The sequence below is a fragment of the Acidithiobacillus sp. TH-A67 genome (assembly GCF_057473545.1).
In genome coordinates, this window is sequence record NZ_JBYCKU010000065.1 from 1 (window position 1) to 21,374 (window position 21,374).

Sequence of the window (21,374 nt, forward strand, 5' to 3'; positions counted from 1 at the left end):
AACGGGCTACGCCAAATGCCCGAGAAAGTCGCACGCTATTTCCACCACCCCGCCGCACGCTATGCGATGTTAGATATTTAAGGGCCTGGTTAATAGCGTATCGTTTTTCTGCCATAGCCAGGGCAACCCCCACGGAAAGCGACCTTTCATGGCGATGACCACATCGTTCATGGAGCTCCGTGCCTTGCGCAACTCGACGGCGTGATAATTCCGCCAGGCCAGCCAGGCCAGCAACACGATCACCGGCCAGCGGTAATACGCTCCCAGAACGGTGCTGTATCGCGCCACGTCCTTCCAGGGAATCTGCTTCGGATGCGCATGCGCCCAGAGCAACCAGCGGAGCAGTGGCCCATTCGCCGCCATTTCCGCAGCGCTGCTCTGGTGTAGCCACAGACCTTCGATATGGGCGAGCAGCCAGACCTGGCCAAAGGTAATCCAGCTCCAGACGAATACCACCGGCGTTTGCAGCAGGAACCAGGCCAGCAACGGACCGACCACCAGCAGGATCACAATCAGGATCAGACCACTATCCCCGCCAGAACCGGCATTGCCTGTCGTATTCGCCATGCTTTCCTCCTGAATTCAGTACCGCGTGACGTGCGGCGCCCGGTGCGCGCCTGTCATTAGCCAAAAATCCACCACAGGCGTTCCTGTAGCCAGATCCGGAACGGTACCAGCTTCCGAAAATGCAAGGCATCCCGCCGATACAGGCATCCCGCGCTCGCATAAACACCCAGCACCGCCAGGAACAGACCTGAGAGATTCCAGCACAGCAACACCAGACCGCCGACGACGGCCAGACCGGAGAGCAGAAACAGCAGGAAATAGAGCCGGTCCATGGCCGCGATCCGTCCCTCGTCGAGGCCGAATTTCTGTGCATAGGCCAAAAACAGGTCGTGCGGATCTTCTGCGAATTCGCGATTCCAGGCCGCCTTCGCTTCCGTAAGGCGGGGAGTCCGAGCCCGCAGTCCCTCGCTGGTATTGCTGGCGAGTTCCTTCATCGGCGAGCTCACCGTTTTGGCGATGCCGGGGATGGCCGCCAGTCCACTCCCCCAGAGTATGGCCTTGCCCAGGCGAAATTTGCGCTTCCTTTTCTCTGCCATATCCTACCTCCTACCTCCTGCGTCCGAAGACCCGGCGCCCGCCCAGACCTCCCGACAACGGGGTGGTCGTCAGTGGTGACTCCTCTGGGGACGGCGCGGGCGTTGCGCTGATCTTCTCGTCCGGTTCCGGCGCCTTTCCTCCGGCGACGGTCTCCTCGATGGCGGGGTTCCAGCCCTTGCTCAGCCGGTCGCGCAACGCGGACACCCGACTGCGAACCACAGACAGGTTCTGGATGAGGGTATCCACGCCCTCCCCCAACGATTCGACAATGCGCGAGAGGGCAAGATCCTCCGGGTGCGTTTCGATCCAGGCGCGCAGGTCTCCGAGATCCCCCAGGTTCCGGGCTGTCTCCAGTCCCCGGGCTTCCCGCAGCCAGGCGGGTTCCAGAAGATTCAAGGTTTCCCGCAGCGCGGACTGGAGAATCATCTGTTTCCCATCTACGCCCATATCCGGGCGATTACTGGCTGCAGCATCCTGCTTTTCCAGCTCCCCATAGACATGCGCGGCGGCCTGCAGAACCACATCGAGAATCCAGGCATGGGCCTCCTCGGCAGACATGCCAAAGGTCTCCCGTTCCGTCAGCCGGTCGACGCGCGCGGTGATGGACAGCAAACTCAAGGTGAGACTTTCCTCCCGCTCGATATCGAGTCCGTAGCGATCCGGGGATACCACCTGGCGTTGTGCCAGCGCCCGCGCGAGACGCGGGAGCTTTTCCTGCACCTGGTCCTCGTGCCGCGCCATCCGCCCCGCGGTTTCGAGCAGCGGACCCAATGTCCAAAGATCCTCTCCGGCATCCCAGCCGAGCGCCACGAACGTCAGGCTGGTGGCGTCCAGCAGCTCGTCCAGCCGTTCTGGATCGAGGACTGCGGCCGTCTTGAGGGCGTTCAGGAGCGCCTTGCGATGCAGCGGTGTCACAGCCCCCTTCATGGCCGATGGGTTCCTCCAGCGAGAGGCTCCGTTACCAAAGATGGCGGGGCGCCAACGGGTCGTGGTGAATGATCTTCTTTCCGAATCCGCCGCTCTTCGATCTCGGCGCGGCGCAGCGCGACCGGAAGCTGTTTGCGCAGCGTGTCGGCCGCATCCTTCTGCCCGGCGCGTTCCAGTGTCGCGATCTGGGACCGTATTTCCATCCGGCGGGCCTGCCTGCCATTCCACTGGGGACCGAACTCCGGCAGCCGCACCAGGCGTTGGGTGGCAACCACCAGCGCCAATTTGAGGAAATGCCGCTCAACCGCATCGAAAAGCACCACTGGCATTGAGCCAGGCCGCCTGGTCTGCGCGTGAAGGTCCCGGAAAATCGGCAATCGCAGACCTTCCAGCAAGGTGGCGGCATCCCGGACGATCGCCCAGCGCAGCCAATGTACATCGGGCTGCTCCATTTCCGCCGACCAGTCATAGCCTGCATCGTCCAGGCGCAACTGCAACGCGCGCTGACAGAAGGCCTGGGTATCGGTCTGCATCAGCGTTTCCGCCCAAAGGTCACTTTCGGTGCAGTACGCACGTCCGCCTGCTGTTGCGGCTCCGGGGCCTGCGGTGGCACGGACGGGCTTTTCGGTGGCGCGGACGCTGCCATTCGCTCCTGGGCCGGTTCCTGTGTGGGCGCCGGATGATCCGCGCCTGCCGGCCGCGCGGATTGCTGCGCGGATTGCAGGCCGCCCTTCGGCGCCTCGCCGCTGGTGTTGTTTTTGGCCATGGCGAGCACGGTGCCAATCTGCTCCTCGGGAATCCCCAGGGAGCGCAAGACCGCGGCGGGATCGCGCAGCGATGGCCCGGATGCTTCCGCAGCGGAATTCCGGGGCGCCTGCGTGGCGTCCGGCAGGGGCCGGGTCCCCGGCAGCTGCCGATAGTTCACTGCGGGAAACCCGGCCGCCACCTGTTCCAGGGTGCGGCCCCCGGAGGGCAGATCCCGAACGAGTGCGACGCCGGCGGCGAAGGTCCCTCGATCCCGATAGAGTTTTTCCTCGAACGCCTGCTGTTTATCGGTCTTGCCGATTTCGCGCTGCAACATCGTAATCGCCGTGGACTTCTTGGGATTGAAGCGGTTGGTAAGGTAGTTGACCTGAAAAACCGGCAGGATTTCCACCGTGTCCTTGCGGAAGGATAGCGGCGTCCCGTCCCGCAGGGTGGGCGGTACCAGATGCCGTGTCTGAGACTCGCCATCCCATTTCAGGCGAGCCATGGTAGCGCGCTCGCCATCCCGGACGATAACACCGGTCATATCCGGAAAGTCCTCGATGAGCCCCGCGACGGCCTCCTGCCACCGTTTTGCGGACACTTCCATGCTGCCTTTGGGCATGCCGTCGTCGTCGATCTCCACGATATCCCGAAAGACGCGCAATGATCCCGCGTGTTTGCGCACCGCTTCCGCCGCTTGTGCCAGAGCGTCGCCTTCCCGACCGGATCTGTCCAGAGTAACAAACCGGTATTTGCCGTCCTCCTGCCAGGCCGCCTGCAAAGGTCCGATCCATGCAGGGACGGCGGACTTGCCGTCGCGCACCAGGGAGGGGAATGCGCAATGTCCCGATTCTCCGTCCACCCGTTCCAACAGATAGGTACCCGGTTTCGCCTCATCCAGGTATTCCGCCTTGCTCTGGGGAATGAGGAAGCGACCCTGCTCCCCCACGGCATAATCGTCCCCGAGAGCTGCGGCGATCCTTCCCTCCAGGACATAGTTCCCGTTGACCTGCTGGGTCAGGGATTCGGCTTCACAAACTACGGTATTGTATCGCATGGGGATTTCCTCTCTTGCTTAAGGCCTTCTCGGGTGGCGAAACGAAGGGCTGTCCGGACGCGCCGGTGCCGTCGGTACTTCTACAGGTGTGGGCAGCGGTTCCTCCGGACGGACGGTGCTTTCGGGTGATGCTGCGCCCTGGGTTGGCGGCTGGATCTCCGCGGTCGGCTCCGATGAACGCCGCTGCTGGATCTCCGCAAGGAGTTCCTGACGGGATTTTTTCGCGGCCTTGGTCTGCACCAGATCGATCCGCCACTGCCATTCGCTCTCCGGAATCCCCCCCGTCGCCTTGATTGCTGTCTTGAGATTCGCCACATCGAGCGTGCTGCCAAGCTGCCAGGCCGCCACATCGACGCCCTGTTCGCGCAAGGCAGTCAACAGGGCCTCCTGGTCGTATGCGGGTCGCTCATAGAGGCTGGCATCGATGCCGGTCGCGGCTGCCAGGCGGAACCATTCCTGGTCATCATCGGCATTCAAGGTCGGGGCTGCCCGGCGCAACCGGGCACGAGGAGTCCCGTCGTCATCCAGCAGGCTGACAGGCGCATATCCCGCCTGTCGGGCGAGGATCTCCCGGTGCAGATCCTGCAATTCGAGTGATACCACCTGCGCTTCCACCTTGCGTGCCTCATAGCGGCTCAGCAGGGCCCACAGCTCCTCCTCCTGCTCGGCCGGCATGGGGCGCTCGTCGGCGCGCGGCGGCAATCCCGACACGACGGCCAGGTTCACGGTTTCCAGTGCATTCAGCAGCGGCGATACGATTTGCGGATCCCGGGGGACCTCCACCAGATAGGTGCGACCTTCCGCGAGCACCCCATAGGCAAGATGCAGGTGAATCTCCGGCTCTTCCGTACCCAGGGCAGCCAACGCGCGCCGGAGGCCTTCACCGTAGAAATTCAGCTGCACCAGATATGCTTCTTCCACCGCATCCGGTCGGGCACGTGGGCTCTTGGCATCGACGACATGCCATACCGTCCTGCCTTCCTGGACCTCCCGGTACAGCGCATCGAGATTCAGCATCACCTCGGGCAGCGCATCTTCCAGATCTGCTGGCAATCCCGGCCATTTCTCGGGTGTGATGCGCTCCCAGGAAGGATGCCGGTGATCGACCTCCTGCAGGATGGCGGACTCGTGCAGGCTGCCGCGCAGCATGTCGACACTCTTCATGGCAGGCAGTTCCTGCAACAGCTGTTCCCGCCACATCCGGATCTGTCCGGAAGGCGTGAGCAACTCTCCCATACCGGAAGCCGCCGGATACAGCGCATGCGCGACCTGAAACTGCAGTCGGGAGCGGGACAGAAGCGATTCCAGGTCGGCCTCGCTGATGGGGATCCAGCCGCTGTCGGCCATCCGTTTCAGGCCCTGGTGTTCCTTGGTGACGACCTGCACAGCCCGATCGAGCCAACATTCGACCGTGCGCGGATCGAGCACCGCCCATTGCGGAGACTCCTGTATCCGATCCAGAGCCAGCAGAATTTCCCGCTCGCTAACGACATCCGTGGGTTCCGGCAGGGCGATGTCCTTCTGGTTACGGACCTTCCTGTCATAGACCTCCCACAGCCGCGCATCGCCATAGAGATTGGCCAGCACCGCCGCCTGCGCGTCATCGGTGACGGGAAAAACAAATGGCTTGCCGTCACCGAGCGTCAGGGGAACCCAGGGATCGACGACCAGAAAGTTCCCGAAGCCGATCAGATCATGCCTTCCCTTGGCATGAATCGCCGGGCTCTTGACGGGATTGTTGGCCACCTCGAAGTGGTAGTGGACGGCATCTCCCCAGAGCATGGGGTCCCGGTCCTTGAGCCATTCGCGGGCACGAACGCAAGACTCCCGCGCGTCCCAGGAATCGTCGCCGCGCTGTGCTGCCAGATCCCGCACCATGGCCTGCCAGTCGATGCGCTGCAGGGCGGCGGCCATCGCTTCCAGGTGCTGCGCTTCGAGGTCATATTTCGGGCCTTCCTGCAGGCGGATCTCCTGCGTCACCTCGGAGGCCTCTGGCCACGATGGGTCTTCTGCCCTACGTTCCTGCTGGTCGCTTTCGGGTGTCACGACTTCCATCGCCGCGGGCGGTTGCTCACTCTCCTGCGCCGCAGTCGCCAACAAGACCTCATCGGCTGCGCTTTCTTCCATCGGCGTTTCCGTCCGCTCCTCGACCGTGACGTGCTGTCCATCTCCCGCCTCTGGCCGCTCCCCGGCTTCCGGCATGGCCAGCGCTGCCTCGGATGCGGGCGCCACGGCTTCCATCGCCGCGGACGGTTGCTCACTCTCCTGCGCATCGGCAGACACGCGTGGCCGCTCCGGGGCCTGCACGGCATCCACTGCGGGACTTTCGGCGGCGACGGGCCGTACCTCTCCGGCTGCCGGTACTTCCGGTTGTAGGGGAACGGATACCGGTGGTTCCGGTTGTCCGGATGCTTCCCGACTGCGCGCCAGACGGTCGTTGTCGAGGGCCTTGTACCGTGCCTTGCGGCTGGCCAGTTCGAGGAGCGGTTCCCGATGCCACAACACCTGATCGCCCAGAATACAGGCCGTCGCCTTGTTCAGATCCTTCTTCTCTCCCCGGAAGGAGTGGTCGATGAGCGCAGAGGCCAGGGGATGCTCCAGAGGCGCCCCCAGTACCACCACAAAGTCTGCCGCGCGGATCCAGTCGTTGAGGGGAGCCTGACGCAATTCCGCGTCGGGAACCCGCTGCAGATGATCGACACCCAGTCGTGCCTGCAAGGTGGCAGGCTCGGCGGAGGTCTGCGCAGGATCGAGGAGCAACGTCAGCGAGACAGGAACCGAAAAGCGACGTTGCCATTCGCCAAGCAGCTCCTTTGCCGCGAGCAGACTGTCCGCTTCCTCTTGGGCATCGGCAAACGCTCCCAGCGTACCGACGATCTCCAGGCCCTTGAGGCCCTGCAACGCCTGCACCCGATCCAACGCCGCCCGGTCCACCACCAGGGTGTGTTCGGTCTCTATCCCGCTCAGCACCTCGTGATGCACCAACTCGGCGCGGCGCAATAGCGGCTCCACCCCGGCATCCCGCAACGTCTGCAGCAGATCGTGAATCGCTTCGGGGATCTTCACTCCCTCCACCCGCAAGATGGCCTCCGACAGGTCCGCACCCTGGCCCGACAACTGCAGGAGTCCCGGACGATCCGGGAGCTGGTATTCCTCTACCCAACGGCCTGCCTGTTCCCTGTGCGCCGAGGCAACAAAGCCCGACTGGCGCAAGGACTGCGCGATCCCGGACTCGGACAGGAGCTCGTCCGGCGATAGCGGACTTTCGTGGCGCATCCCTTCGTCTGGAGCCTGTGGTACCTCTGCCTGGCGAGACGGGGCCGCATGGGGCGCAGGCGGCTGTGCTGCCCCCCACTCGTCGATGATCCGGACGCGCTCTTTCTGTGTCTTGCCCAAGGCGATGCCCGTCATGCGCGTAAAGATCTCCTGGCTGGCGGGATTCCCCGAGTTGCGTCCGATCAGTTTCTGGATCTCTTCGACCCGGCGCTCCCGCACCGCCGCAACAATATCGGGTGTCCGCTGGCTCTCGATTCCATGCGACAGAAAGACGGCCTGCGCCATGTCCTCCACCGGCGCATCTGCCGGCAGCAGTTCCCTCAGATGTTTGCCGCGCTGGATGGTCTCCTGCCGGGCCTTCTTCGTCGCCTGACTGCGCAACATCTCCACACGGTCACCCATCGCCACGGATTCCTGGTAGGCAGGTCGCGCATACAGGCTTTGCATCCGGGCATCCGATCCCGATACCCCGAGAGATGCCAGGTGTTTCGTCTGCTCCCGCAACCAGACGGTCAATCGTTCTGCGCTACTGTTCATCTCCCGCAAATACCGGGTGAGACTTTCGTTGCCGACCACCGGTGCGAGTGGCACGGCCTCCAGATCCGCGAGCGCCTGGCGGACCTGCGCGCGCAATGCCGTCTCGAATCCGGTGATCGCCCGCTCTTGCGTCACGCCCTGCTCTTCCCATTCGGGAATCCTGGCCCGCGCCTGGGCCAGCCACGCAACCGGGTCCGCCTGCTCCGCTGTAGACAGCGGAAATTCCATTCCCTGATTGCCGCCGTCATCCACCCAGAAGGCGCGCGCCTGGCGTACCAGCGGATCGCCGACATTCCCGGAACGATAGGACATCTCCAGCACGAGGGCCTGCGCCTGTGGACTATGGATGACCACACGGACCTTGGGGGTATACTGAAAATCGAGCAATACGCTCGCATCCTCAGCCCGTAGCGCCTCGGCATCCTCGCGCAAGGCCCGATGCCGGTCCTGCAAGTGGATGAGATGGTTCTCCGCCTTTCGGGATTGTACCCGGGAGTCTGAGGACAACATCCAGACGGTCTGCCCACGTAACGGCTCCGCCTGGCTGATCGTGCGGGAAATGGCAATCTCCTTGCCTTGCAAGGCGAGCATCCGATCCAGCATCTGGTCCTGGGTCTCCCATCCACTCGCTGCAAACATCCCACTATGCAGCCAGTGCTCGATGTGCGGATGACGGTACCAGCTGCCAGAGATCCGGAGGACGGACAAGTCGTTATCGAATCCCTCGAATGTCCCTGACACGCCGTTGGCATCGATCTCCTGCACAACAGTGGGCTCCCCGAGCTGCAACGGCTTGCTGCGATGGTCCTGCACAACGAGATACCGACCTGCAACGGTTGCAGCAGCCTCGGTAGTGGCGATGCCCTTCCCTTGCGGCGTATTCCGCTGTTCTGCAACCGCCGACTCTTCCAGCCGTGGTGTAAGGTGCCTGAACGCGGCAGCCTGCGCCTCCAGGAGGCGACCCCAGCGCGGCCAGGTACCCAGATAGCGAAAACTGCCATCCGGCGTCCGGCCTTCGAGAATCCATTCCCTACCAGCGGATACCCCCTGCGTTTGGGCGTGGGTCGTCATCGCATGGCTCAACCGTATGGAGACCTCCTGCACATCCTCGAGATCGCGGGATTCCAGCCGCGCTTCGTCGACCCCGAGCCGTTGCGCACGAATGGACGGCTCCTGTCCACTGCGCTCCTGTTGTACCGACTCCAGCAAGGCCGCCTGGTCCACGCTCAGACCCGTTTGCCGCTCTCTGGCGAAGGTGCGCTTCCATTCGCGGTCGAGATCGGCCAGCGCCTCGGCAAACGTCGCCCGCGCCGGACGATCGTGATCGCCGCCGGTACGCACATTGGGCTGTCTCGACATACTGTACCTTCCGAGGCGCAATCCGAGCGCGCTGTGGTACCCCTGCGCACTGCGTCCGATGGCAAACTGCACAAAGTTTTCGTCCGCGTCTTCCCAGCGTAGCGCGGCGAAGCGGTCCATGTTCCCCAACGAAAACGGCCCCTCTTCCACCGGCAATTCGGCGGTGGCCGGATCCTCTGGCCAGACGAACGCAGCGGGATCCCGATCGCCCCGATCTTCCGGCAGCGCGAGGGGCCGCTCGATGCGCAGGCGAAGGTCACCCTCCATACCATAGGGGGCATTGGTCAGGATTTCAGATTGCTGCGGGTCCGATACGGCAATCGATCGGCGAAAGCGGTTCCACGCCGCATCGTCGAGTGGATCGAATGTCAAAGGCTCGTGAACCAGCGTGCGATTTTCCGAATCGATGGCCCGTATCGTATCCGCGGTGATTGCCACCTCCAGAAACGGCTTTTCCCGAAAGTGTTGCGCCCAGCTCAGTACCACGGTCAGGGTCGGAACTTCCTGTTGTCGTTGCCGCAAGTTTGCCAGCTGCTCCCGTTCCGGTACTTCTTCCGGGGCGTCCGGGAGCAGGAGAACCGTCATCCCCCCGGGTTGCCCTGCCACCAGGTTGGCAAGCCCCTGGCAGCCTCTGGCCTCCTGGGATCGGGTTTCGCTGGCATGCTGCCGCTGCAATGCATCGACCAGTATCTTCCGCCCGGCGAGAACCGCCTCATCCAGGGACGCGAAGGTTTCCACGCCCCACATACGGATCGGACTCGCCGTCCCAAAATTCGGCGCCTTCATCGACGTGGATATCCGGTATTGGCCATCCAGTGCCCGGGCCACCTGTACCGCAGCACGCCACCCGGAGTGATTCGGAAGTGTCCAGGTGGTCTCCATCTGCGTCGGCAGGATACCCATGAGGGAACCGCTGATTTTCGATAGTTCCTTCCCCTCGAAGGGGCGAAAAAGTCCGCCTTCGTCCACGCTCTGGGTCACCCAGTCCGGTTTTGGCCCCGGCTCCCCGACCGCCGCATCCAGTTCTCCCAGATCGTCGGCATCCAGCTCGACAAATTCCTCTTCAGCCACTTGCCCTGCTTCCTCGGCACTTTCTAGCGATGGCGTCGGATGCTCTTGCCATTGCAGCCGCAATGCCTGATCCAGTTCTTCCTTCTCGGCCACCAGGACACCGCCGTAGAGGTCCGTGGCGAGAAAAACTGGATTCTGCAGATATACCGTAGTCACCCGACCATACTCAGCCGCTTCTTCCGGCGTCATTGTCAGCCATTGCAGACTGCGGACAGCACTGGTCGAGAGGTTCAGATAGTCGTTGTCGATCGCTATCTGCGTCACGTCAATCTGGTTGTCCAGCTCCAGACGCTCATAGTCGATGATCTGGTAGATGGTATTCACGTTGGGCACGGACGATTCGGGTCCGCCGCGATAAAATAGCTCCCCCGGAAGATCCGTTGGGGATTGCGGCACTTTTTCCTTGTTCCCCGAGTCCCTTGCATCGATGTCGGCCATGATCGCCTCCTGTTCGCTCGATCCTGGAATACTGATGTCGTCTGGCAAGCGTTCTGCTTTCCCGGTTTCCGGATTTCCTTCTCCAGCGCGTGCCACCACAGAGGGAGCCGGCAGCGTTCCGGCCAGGTGCCCGGCCAACGCCACATCGGTCTGCCGAAAATCGTCCGTCAACACCAGTCGTTCCTGCCCCGGCGCGACCTGGATGTAGCCCCAGGCGACATTATTTCCGCGACCATTGCCCTCGCCATTGGGAAAGATCTTGTATCCCGGATACCGGGAATTCGTAAACGACACCCCGCCCCAGATCCAGCCGCTCTCCTGCAGGGCTGTCGCCACCTGCCCTGCGCGCAGGGCAATCAGATGGTCCAGCAGGTCGGCGAAGCGATCCCGCATCTCCGGTGTCTGCAAGGCCGACCAGGTGCCAGCCTTCTCCACCTCTGCTCTCGAGTGTTCTGGCAACAGTGGCAACAGCGCGGCCAGGCCGGGTTCCATCGACTCGGAAACGACCTGCCGCCTCCGCAACGCCTCCACGCGCTGTGTGAAACTCTGGAGATCCTCGCTGCCGGAACGGTCGCGCAGTCCTTGTTGCCACTGATCCAGATAGGCGAGGACCGCCGCCGGTTCCGCCAACGGGAACGGCTGGCCAAGATCCGCGAGCACCTGTGCCGGATCGCTGGTGTAGAGTATGAGATGCGCCGACAACAGCAACTGATCCCGCGCGTCTGCCTGCACCGGAAATACCGTCAGGGAACCGGGATCTTCCAGCAGCAGCTGCAGTACCGGACGATGCGTTTCCCCACTCACCCGTTCCACGGTAATGCGGTTTTTCGACCCCACCGGCTCGGTACGCAGTCGATACCCACGGTGCAGGGAATCCATCAGGAGCTGCGGTTGGTCGGCCCACTGGCTCGCCGCAGGCCGATCCAGGGGAATCCTCACTTCGCTGGGCGCCGGCGGTGTTTCCGGTGCCGCGTGCTCTTCATTCAGCAGATACTGCAGGCTGCGCGGCGAGAAGTGATAGTCCAGCTCTGCACCCTCATTGAGCACTTCCTGTAGAGAGAGATAGCCCAGCTCCGGAAAGCCCATACCCAGATCAGCCAGGCCAAATGCCGATATCTCGCCCGCCTCCTCCCGGTTCAGCTCCGTGATGTACCAGTCCGCGCTGCCCGTGAAGTAGTGCAGATGCGCAATCGCGTTCTTCCCCTGCCCGTCGGTTTCCCGGTTCCCTGGGCACTGGGCGATGATCTCGGCAATCTCGCGGACTTTCTCCCGGAAGAACGCCGCGTCTGGCCCCCGCAACCCGATTCTGGTTACCTCGCGCTGGGCGCGGGACAGGAACGCGGCGATTTCCGCCAGAAGTGCGCCATCCTCCTGCGGCGGTTTCCCCCCACCGGATAGTGGCGCCCTCGCAGCGGCAGGAGGCATCGAAAACAGGTCGCCACCAAAGAGATCCCCACTTTCCCCAACCTGCCCTGCCTTCGTCGCCGCTCCGGAGCCCGGCAGAGCGGGGCTCGATGGTGTGACCGGAAACGCTGCGGCAGAAGAGGCGCCAGAGGCGTTCTGGACGATGGTAACGGCTTCGTCGCGCTCCGGTAGCACCAACCGCTCCCGCTGCTCTCCCAGGCCCGTTTCCGTCCCTTCCAGGGCCATGCCCGGTTCCACAGGCTCTGGCTCGCCTGCCGTTTCCTCCATACCCGCCGCGTCATCGAAATCCGGTGCCCCATCGCCCGGTTCTCCGGTCTCCTCCATTTCCACTGCCGGAACTTCCCCGGCTTCGTCGTCCGAGACAAAACCATGGGTCTCCCGCAGCCGCTGGCGTTCCTCCTCCGACACCCCGAGCTTGGCCAGAATGTCCAGATTCGCAGCCGTAAGGGGTGGCTGCGAGAAGGCCAGACGCGCACGATCGATATACTCCTGCGCCTTTTCCTGCGCCTCCTTGCGCAACACGGCGCGGGCCGCTTCCACGCGCGCGTCGCGGGCCGCCTCTTCACTGGCGAAGCGGCCCGCCGACACCTCCTCTGCGAGTTCGGTAAGATCGACATTCCGGCTCACGCTGTCTGGTGTCGTGGCGATCGCCTCGAAGGTCTCCGCAATCGCCGACCACTTGCGTATCCGCAACCGCATGAGAGTTTCGGCGATCTGGTGCTGCTCGCGCACGACCGCCATTTCCTGGTGCCGGCCAAACCCCTGCCCGGCTGCCCCCGACAACCTGGCTTCTTCCTCTTGGTCGCTCACGAATTGCCGCCCCCGATCTTCCTGGTGCCTCGGAAGATAGCGGATGAGGTTGAGCACTCGCTGCACATGGTCGGTCGAGGCCTTGGGCTGGAAGAGTTTTCCCCGGATCACGGTTCCGTGCGGACCCCGCAGGACGAGTTGGGTGTCGTTTCCATACGGATCCCGATCCGCAGCCACCCGAAAGCCTTCCAGCACGCCGAGTTCGATATGCCTGGTACCTGTATATCCATACAGTGTCTCGATGGATGCCCGTATGGCCTTGTTAATGCGCTCCCGGGTGGACTCCTCTCCGTCCCACACAAACAGCGGCTCTTCGGCGCCTGCATGGCGCTGCCCGACCTCTTTCTCCCATTCGGTCACGAAACGCGTTTCCTGCTCCCAGGCATCCCGCTCTTCCTCGAATTTCGCCATGCGTCTGCGCACTCGGTCCAACTGGGTGCTGCGCACCCACTGCTCGGACTGATAGGCTTTTTCCAACCGCTCCAGATTGCGCAATCGCGCGCGCAGAGGCACTTCCGTCATCAGCAGCTCGTGACCAGAGGCCATTGCCTTGACTGCCGCAGGATCCATCGCCTGGGCATCCGGGTCGGAGGCCGTGCGGCTGCCGCTGGCAAAGCGGATGGAGTTAATGAACTTGTCTTTGGTTTCCAAAATCTGCCAGAGACCGGCATCGCTGGAATTTTCGGTGACGTAGTACAATACCTCAACTTCCAGGCGGCCGTATTTTTCCAGCAGCTTGTTGCCCTGCCGGATGATGCGCCCGTTCCTCTGCTCGACATCGGAGGGGCGGTACGGCGCATCCAGATGGTGGATGCCAACCAGGCGATCCTGGACGTTCATGCCGGGTCCCATTTTGCCGGTAGACCCGAGCAGCACCCGCACCGCTCCGGAGCGCACCTTGCCAAACAGCTCTTCCTTGCGAAGGTCCGTATTGGCGTCGTGAATGAACGCGATCTCCTCATTCGGGATACCACGTGCCACCAGTTGCGCCCGGATCTCGTCGTAGGCGCTCCAGACCTGCTGCCCTTGCGCCATGCGGCGCGCTTCCTCGACCTCCATCGGGCTGTATTTTTCCAGCGTTTCCGCCGCGACCTCCGCACGGGACCGTTCCAGATCCGACGCTTCCTCGTCTTCTCCCGCATCGACGGTGGCCACCAGGTCGAGAATCTCCCGCAGCTCTGGCGAGAGCTTGCCGCGGGCTCCCTTGGGTGTGGAAAAATCCAGATACACCAGCTGCGCGCCCCGGTCGGCATCCGAGCGCTGGTAAATCTCGTGGATGCGCTCGACACAGTTGGGGATCTTGCCGGTGGCCGATGCGGGCGCCGCAGGGTCGAAGGCCCGGGCATCGAGAGAGACCTTCTTCAAATCGTTAATGATGACCAGGATATTGTCTTCACCCGGACCTGGCTTCGATGGCAGGTTGTCCAGCCGATGCAGGATGGAACCATTCGCATACTGCGGTTCGCCGAGCGCGTTGACGCCGACCTCCACACCCACGATTTCGCGCTGCTCGGCACTCATGGGACAGGTGACGATCTGCGGCTTCCCCCCGCGAATCACCGGCAACGGAACCGCCTTCTTTCCCTCGGCCCGCAACAGACGATCGATATCCTCCTGACCGATAATGTCGCTGAAGCTCTTGTATTGCTCGACCAGCGTCGGCACATCGTTGAACTCCGACAGGCTTTTGCGGCTCTTGAACTGCCCCGTCAAGGTGAAGGCAAATTCCTCCTTGACCGTGGCGAAGGTGGAAACCCAGGCATCGAACGAGTACAACCCCTGATCCTCCAGGAGTTGCGGATCCAGATACCGGGTCAGGAGATACATCTCTGCGATGGTGTTGGAAATTGGCGTACCGGTCAGGAACAGGACCCCGGCGCCGGCTTCCCGCGCTTGGGCAACCTTCACGAACATATCCTCTGCCCGCTCCGATCCCGCCGGATTCCCGAGGCCTGAGACATTTTTTAACAGCGTCATGTACGGCACGTTCTTGTGCATGTGCGACTCGTCGTTGACGATATAGTCAAAGCCGATCTCGCCAAAATGCAGCATCCCCTGATCGCGCCGCGCATTGACACGCTCGTGCATGCGCCTGGCGCGCTCCTGGAGGGACTGCCGCTTCTTCTCCAGCTGCTTCACACTGACGGTTTCCAGATCGGGCATGGTCCGCAGCAAATCCTCGATCTGCGCAACTTCCTGGTGGAGAAAACGCTCGTAAAATTCCGGGTCCACCGGAACCAGTTTGAAGGCGGAGTGGGAAATAATGACCGCATCCCAGTCGTTGTAGGCAGCCTTTGCCAAAAACTCCTGGCGGTGCTGGCTGTCCATATCCTGTTCATCGGCCACCAGAATCCGCGCGGACGGATACAGCGTGAGCCACGCGCTGGCCCACTGGCCGACCAGATGGTTGGGTACCGTAACGATGGGCTTGCGGACTTGCCCCATGCGCCGCTTTTCCATGACAGCGGCAACCGCCGCAAAGGTCTTGCCCGCACCCACCTTGTGGTCGAAAAGCACCGACTTGCTCTGGCAGCTTCGCCAGACGGCGTTTTTCTGGTGCGGACGCAGTTCAATGCCGGACGCCGCACCGGGAAGCGTCAGGTGCCTGCCGTCATATTCGCGCCGCACGATCCGATTGAAACGGTGATTATATTCGTCCGCGAGGCTCTGCAGGCGTTCGGGATCTTCCCGAATCCACTCCTGCCACCGATCGCGCAAGGCATTCACCTTCTCGACGGCCAGCGCCGTGTCCTCTTCGGCAACATGGCGATTGCCACTCACATCGGTGTCGTAAATGATCGGCGACCGATGGTTGAACAGGTCCTCCACCAGTTTGGATACGGACCGACGACTGGTCTGATACGCCTGCGCCGCCTCCCCGGTCCCCGTACCACGCAGCACCCATTGTCCCGTATAGGGGACGTACTGCACCGTGACGGAGGTGAGCCCCACCGCTTCCAGAAAGGCGGATACCACCGGAATCGGCACATATGGCGCGCCCGGATGCACCGTGATCAGCTCTGCCGGAATCGGCTGTGGGCGGACCTGGAGCAAGGCATCGCGGCTGGCCTGCAAGGATTTCCGGCGCTCCTCGCGGGCTTCTTCCTGCAGCGCCGCTTCCACCGCCTCGATCTTCTGCGGGATGTCCCCAGAGAGGTACGCGGAACGTTCTTCCCAGCTCCCTGCAGGCGTCTCAAAGGCCATCGCCGCCGGCGTCGCCAGACGCAGTTCCCCGGCGACCTGATCCCAGGTCCTGCCCGTCAGGGAGCACACGCGCTGCCAGTCGATGGAGCCACTCTCGGCCAATGCAATGAACAGGGCGTCCTGCACCGAGTCCGCATGGGATACCGGACGGATCGGAAACTGGGTGCGTTTGCGGAACAGATCGGATTTGACCGCCGAGGGCTTGCGGGGCGCCTCCCCTGTCCGCTTGGCCACCTCCCGCGACAGCCCCTTGTCATAGTCGCGTTCCAGACCCAGTACCAGAGAAGAACCGGGATCGCCGCGCAGCTCCCGTGCGTTGCCCGGCGCATTCAGATAGCCAAACTCTTTCTGGAAGGCGTCATACTGCCGGTTGAGAGCGTCCCGCAGCCGTTGCAGCTGCGCATCGGTAGTCCTTCCATCGAGCTGCTGCTCGAGAAGAGCCAGAGCGGTATCCCGCAGACCGACCATCCCGGCCAGGCGCGGGAAATGCCGCGCGTTTTTCTCCTCCACCAGCGTGTAGGCGAAGTTGCCCTCAAAATCATCCGGGCGCCGACGCGCAATCTGCAGACCGCTCTGTGTGGCGCCAAACTGCGTGCGCAAGATCGCCGCCTGTTCTGCCGGTACCACGAAATAGCCGTATGGCTGGACCCGACCGACCTGCTCTCTGGCAATCTCCGGCAATTCCGGCCCCTCGATCCGATCACCGGGCCGCGGTTGCCACTGCCCGAATCCATCCTGCGGCAGCCGCGCAACAAAGCGTTCTTCCAGCAAGTCTTCCAGCGATCGATCCGGCAGGGGATCGAGCGTGAAGTCTTTCTCCCGTCCGGCGCCGTACATCTTGCCGCCCAAGCTCGGTGTACCGAGCAGACATTCCGGATGTTCCCGATACCAGCCATTGATGCTGACACTCTCGCCTTCCACCAGGTCCGGCAGCTCCACCTTTCCGTCGATCCATACCGGATCGGGGGTGTCTTCCGGCAACGGCTCCATCCGCTTGCGCAGCACGAGGAGATCCGTCACCACCTCCGTAAACGCGGTTTTGGCAAAGGCCGTGCGCGGCAGCCGCACGGCATGCAACAGCTCCGCCTGACGGTGCATCCACCGGCGAAACTGCTGATGGGACTCGCGATTGGCATCGAGCAGGAAGCCCGATACCACCAGTGCGGCCATCCCTCCGGGATTCAGTGCATCCAGACTCTTGGCAAAGAAATAGCCATGCGTATTCGGGGCAATCCGCGTCAGGTCCGGTCGCTCCGTATCCAGCAGCTTCTGTGATCCGAACGGCGGGTTGCCGATCACGAGATCCACCGGTCTGCGCAATGACACAGACTGCAACGGAGCCTGGCGGATGCTGTCCTCGGGAAACAACACCGTCGCCACCGCCACCGAGATCGGGTCCAGCTCGATGCCCATGCGCTCCAGATGCGGATTCCGCCGCAACGATTCCGGTTGCAACGCGAAAAACACCCCGGACCCGATGGCGGGTTCCAGCACCCGGAACGGCTCCTGCAGGGTGCCCATCCCCATCCGTTCGACACCTGCCCACAACGCCTCCACCACGATATCCGCCGTGTAATGCGCATCCAGGGTGCTGCGCCGGATCGCGGCATATTCGTCCGGCGTCGTGACCGCACGCAACTCCGCCACCACCGCATCCCAGCCGTCGGCCATGGATCCATCGGGCCGCGGAAACGCCTGCGGCAGGCCGCCAAATCCATAGAATCTGGCAATGACTTCCCGCTCCCCATCACTCGGGAAACGGTTCTCCAGGGCAGCGATTTTGAGCAGCCGGATGGCCTCGATGTTCTCGCGGGCTTTTTGCTTGGGTCCCCGGGCGTCCAGACCATCCCGGGTGCGAGCAAAATTGGTGTGATTCCCCTGGTGCGCGCGCAAAACGGCAAGAGCACGGCTTATGGGATACTCCCGCAGCGCGGACTCCGTTACAGCGGATGCAGATCCATCAGCCTCGTCTCCAGCCTCCAGGCCTCCTCCCACAGTCGATCCTCGATCTCCGGCTCCGGGCTCGCCCGATCCGACCACAGGTTCTCCGCGACCCACAACTCCCGATCCAGACCCTGCAATGTCGCCGTCTCGGGCTCCCAGGACTGTTCGAGCCTGCGGTGCAACCACACCTGATGCCGCTCGAACTCCCGGTACTGGTGGAGTGCCTCGTGATAGAGTTTCAGGGTATCCGAGCTCTCGTCGAACTCCGAGTTCTCCATCTCGAACACCCGCATCTGCTCCCGCACCTGGTCTATCCGGATCTGCAGCCGTTCGCTCAAGGTTATCGGCTCTGGCTGCCGGTCCCGCATCCACCAACGCAACTCCTGATTCCGGGCCTCCTCGTCCTCCGGATACTCCTCTTCCAGCATCTCCCAGGTCTCTCGCTGCAGGCGCAGGAACGTCTGCCACTGCTCCAGCGGTACCCGCACCGGACACGTCTGTTGCGCCTGGCTGTCCTCCCAGAGGTCTGCCATTCTGCCCTGCTCCCGGTCGATCTCCGGCATCCCGGTCATGGGTGAGGTCTGTTCTTCCATTTTCGGCTCCTTGTGTCAGGCCCGTCCGCTGTGCCCAGTCTGGTAACAGCCTGGCAGGCTCATAGTACCAATATCCCAAATACCCGGAACCGGATCGCATGGGCACGGCCACCCGCGTTACCCGCGGATCGGGAAGCGAGGCGATGGCCTCCTTGGCGAGGTTCTGTGCCCAGTCACCCGCCGTGTGCTCGGCAGAGGGTACGGCCATCGTCTCCGGTAGCACCAGATCCATGCCGCCGACGTCGTTTGCCACCGTGCGCAATTCCTCTGGCCGCATCTGGAATTGGGCATCATCCGTCGCCGGAAAAATCTGCTGGACCAGCCGCCCCTCCCGCATTTCCCGGCGAAAATGCGCTGCCAAATTACGCAGATCCTCCGGTTGCAGGGAAATTCCCGCTCCCGCCTGCAGGCCAGACCACAACTGGGCTCCCCGATCTTCCCCAAGCGGCTCGCGAATATCGGGATCGTCAATTTCGGCAGAAAGTGCATAGAGTTCTTCGGCCTTGCCCCAATCCGACAACTGCGGATAGTAGCGATCGACGTTGCGCCAGGCGCGCTCCCAGGCGGCATCGCCCCGCGTTGCTACGATGCGTTCGAGGAGTCCCCGCTTTTCTTCCGGGCTGAGGCAGAGGAGTCCGAAGTGCCCAAGACACTCGTGTGAAAGTCCTCGCTGGACGCCTGCTTCGTGATCCAGATTGGCGGCGGCAAATCCGCAGGTAGATCGGCTCGCGTAATAAACACCGGAGATACGTCCGGCTTCGGCTTCTGGGAATCGTCCATCGAATAGCTCCTCTTGCTGCTGCACGACCAAAAAGCGCATCTGCTGTCCCAGACTGGGGAAAGCCTGCACGAATCTTTCCACTTCCCGCTCGATGGTGGCGACACTGAGGCCTCGCTGCACGCGCAAATGGCCCGCAGCCATGCCCGCACGCACCTGATCCTGCAAGGCCAGAAGATCGCGCAGCTCGAACGGTTCCCCCGCATCGCCCTGGCGGATGCTCTGCCACAACCGTTCGCCATATTCGGGGTTGGATACGGGCCGATCTGCCGCGACGAGCATCGCCAGGGACCAGACCTCCAGCGCCTGATCCTGGCGGCCATGGGTTACGGTTTCCTGCCGCTCGACGTGCTGCCAGAGTTGCCGGATTCCGTCCTGCTCTCGGGACTGCCAGAGTCGCTCGGTGAGCCGGTCTCGTTCTTCGGATCCGAATCCGTAAAAAGAGACTTTGCCAAGGAGCGTGCGAAGGTAATGTCCTCGTCTCTGCTCCCGTGTTGCGCCCATTCGGCTGCTGACACTCGCAAAGAGGGATCGGTCAGGAAGATAGGCGCATCCGATGGTTCCGAGTTCTCTGATGGGGTTGATGGCGTCAATGGCATCGAGTAGTTCCTCTTCGGTATTCCGTACTAGAAAGCGTACACCACTGCGGGGGATGGCGGGGTATTCGCGGCAAAATTCGGTGATCTCGGCCTGAATCTCGGCAGCCGTTGGGTATTCCTGCCCAAGATCGACGCCATCGTCTCCCGCTCGAAACTGGGAGCGATCGTCGGCGGGCACAAACTGCAGGCGGCGTGAACCATCGGCGAGGCCGATGCGTACCCAGTCCACCACCGCAGCCCATTCTCCCCACTCCAACGGTTCCTGGCGATTCTCGATCTCGGCAAAAAGCTGCTGGCCGCGTCCCGGCTGGTGGAGGATGGATTCCATCCGCTCCTGCAAGGTCGCCCAGACTTCTTCGGCGCGGTAACTCTCTGGCAGGTCCGGATACCGCGCATCCACCTCGGCCCAGACATCGGAAAAGGCAAACTGCTCCCGAGACCGGATCAGCTCTCGTAGGAGTCTTCGCTTTTCTCCGGGCGTAAATGTGTAGGTGCTAAAGTGTCCAAGTAATTCATGTCTAAGGGTGGCTCGGAACTCGGACGGCTGATCGTGCGCGGCAACGGCCAGCAAGGATCGCTGCCTTCGTGGTAGATAGGCCCCTTGGAGTCGTCCCACTCGCGCGGTGTTGAGTCTTTCATTTTCAAATGCTCCTGTCTGACTATACCGTACCCGGAATTGTACGCTCTTGCGGATGGCTGGATACTGTCTGGCGAACTCCAGGATCTCCCGGCGTGCGTGATCCAGCGTGCATCCAAGATTGTTGAACTGGTCCCCTGGCTGAGCCGGATGGATTTGCACCAGGCGGTCGCCGCTGGCCAGACCTTCCTCGATCCAGGACTGCAACGCCAAAATCTCCTGGACATCCAGCGAGATGACGGGTTCCTCGGTATCGAGCAAGGCCTGTTCGATCTTTGCACCACTGCGCGACCCTGCGGAGGTGTGGCGCTGCGGCAGGGACTCCACAACGGTGACATACGCCAGTTCCGCCTGCTGAAACGGGTCCAGCTGTGGATGGGTCTCCTGGAGCAAAGACCAGATCCCCGCCATGCGCCCCGCATCCCGGGCGTCCAGCAACAGGTCTAGGAGTCTTCCTTTTGCTCCATCTCCGAGACTGTAGAGGCCAACATGCCCGAGAAGCGTTCCCGAAATTCCTCGCGGAACTCTTCGGTTATGATCAGGGGCGTCCAGGGCAACCGCAAAGATGGATCGGTCAGGAAAATAGGCTCGTCCGAAGGTTCCATAGGCCCTGAATCCGTCGTCGTAGAAGGCATCGAAGATCTCCTGTGCGGTTTCACGTATGAGGAAGCGTATACCACTGCGCGGGATGGCTGGATACCGGCGACACAAGTCGGTGATCTCGGCCTGGACTTCGGCAATCGTTGGATTCGATTCTGACATGCGGCATCCCTTTCGACCTCTGGTATGCCTGTCTTATGTCTGCTTCTGACCTTTTTTCTTCGTCCAAAACGGTGGGGGTCGATCCGCTGTGCGGATACCACACCAG

Annotated in this window: 6 protein-coding genes; all 6 read right to left on the reverse strand. The window is 62.5% G+C overall.

The features are described 5' to 3' along the window. Positions 1-69 precede the first annotated feature (69 nt). The 6 genes from AC2VNM_RS10515 to AC2VNM_RS10540 are packed head-to-tail and all read right to left on the reverse strand — an operon-like array spanning position 70 to position 21,268. Positions 70-567: a hypothetical protein gene (locus AC2VNM_RS10515; RefSeq protein ID WP_486913266.1), complete on the reverse strand. Its 498-nt coding sequence runs from the start codon at positions 565-567 to the stop codon at positions 70-72. Between the two features lie 56 nt (positions 568-623). After that, entirely contained in the window at positions 624-1,103 is a 480-nt protein-coding gene (locus AC2VNM_RS10520) for a hypothetical protein (protein WP_486913267.1), read from the reverse strand. Between the two features lie 10 nt (positions 1,104-1,113). Further along, positions 1,114-2,031: a hypothetical protein gene (locus AC2VNM_RS10525; protein ID WP_486913268.1), complete on the reverse strand. Its 918-nt coding sequence runs from the start codon at positions 2,029-2,031 to the stop codon at positions 1,114-1,116. Then, positions 2,028-2,564, reverse strand: a complete 537-nt coding sequence (locus AC2VNM_RS10530) for a hypothetical protein (protein ID WP_486913269.1) — start codon at positions 2,562-2,564, stop codon at positions 2,028-2,030. The genes AC2VNM_RS10525 and AC2VNM_RS10530 overlap by 4 nt, the downstream gene beginning before the upstream one ends. Continuing rightward, positions 2,564-3,835: a hypothetical protein gene (locus AC2VNM_RS10535; protein ID WP_486913270.1), complete on the reverse strand. Its 1,272-nt coding sequence runs from the start codon at positions 3,833-3,835 to the stop codon at positions 2,564-2,566. Before AC2VNM_RS10535 ends, AC2VNM_RS10530 begins: the two co-directional genes overlap by 1 nt. An 18-nt stretch (positions 3,836-3,853) precedes the next feature. Then, a complete protein-coding gene (locus tag AC2VNM_RS10540) occupies positions 3,854-21,268 on the reverse strand; it encodes a DUF2958 domain-containing protein (protein ID WP_486913271.1) in 17,415 nt (5,804 codons plus the stop codon). Between the last annotated feature and the right edge of the window lie 106 nt (positions 21,269-21,374).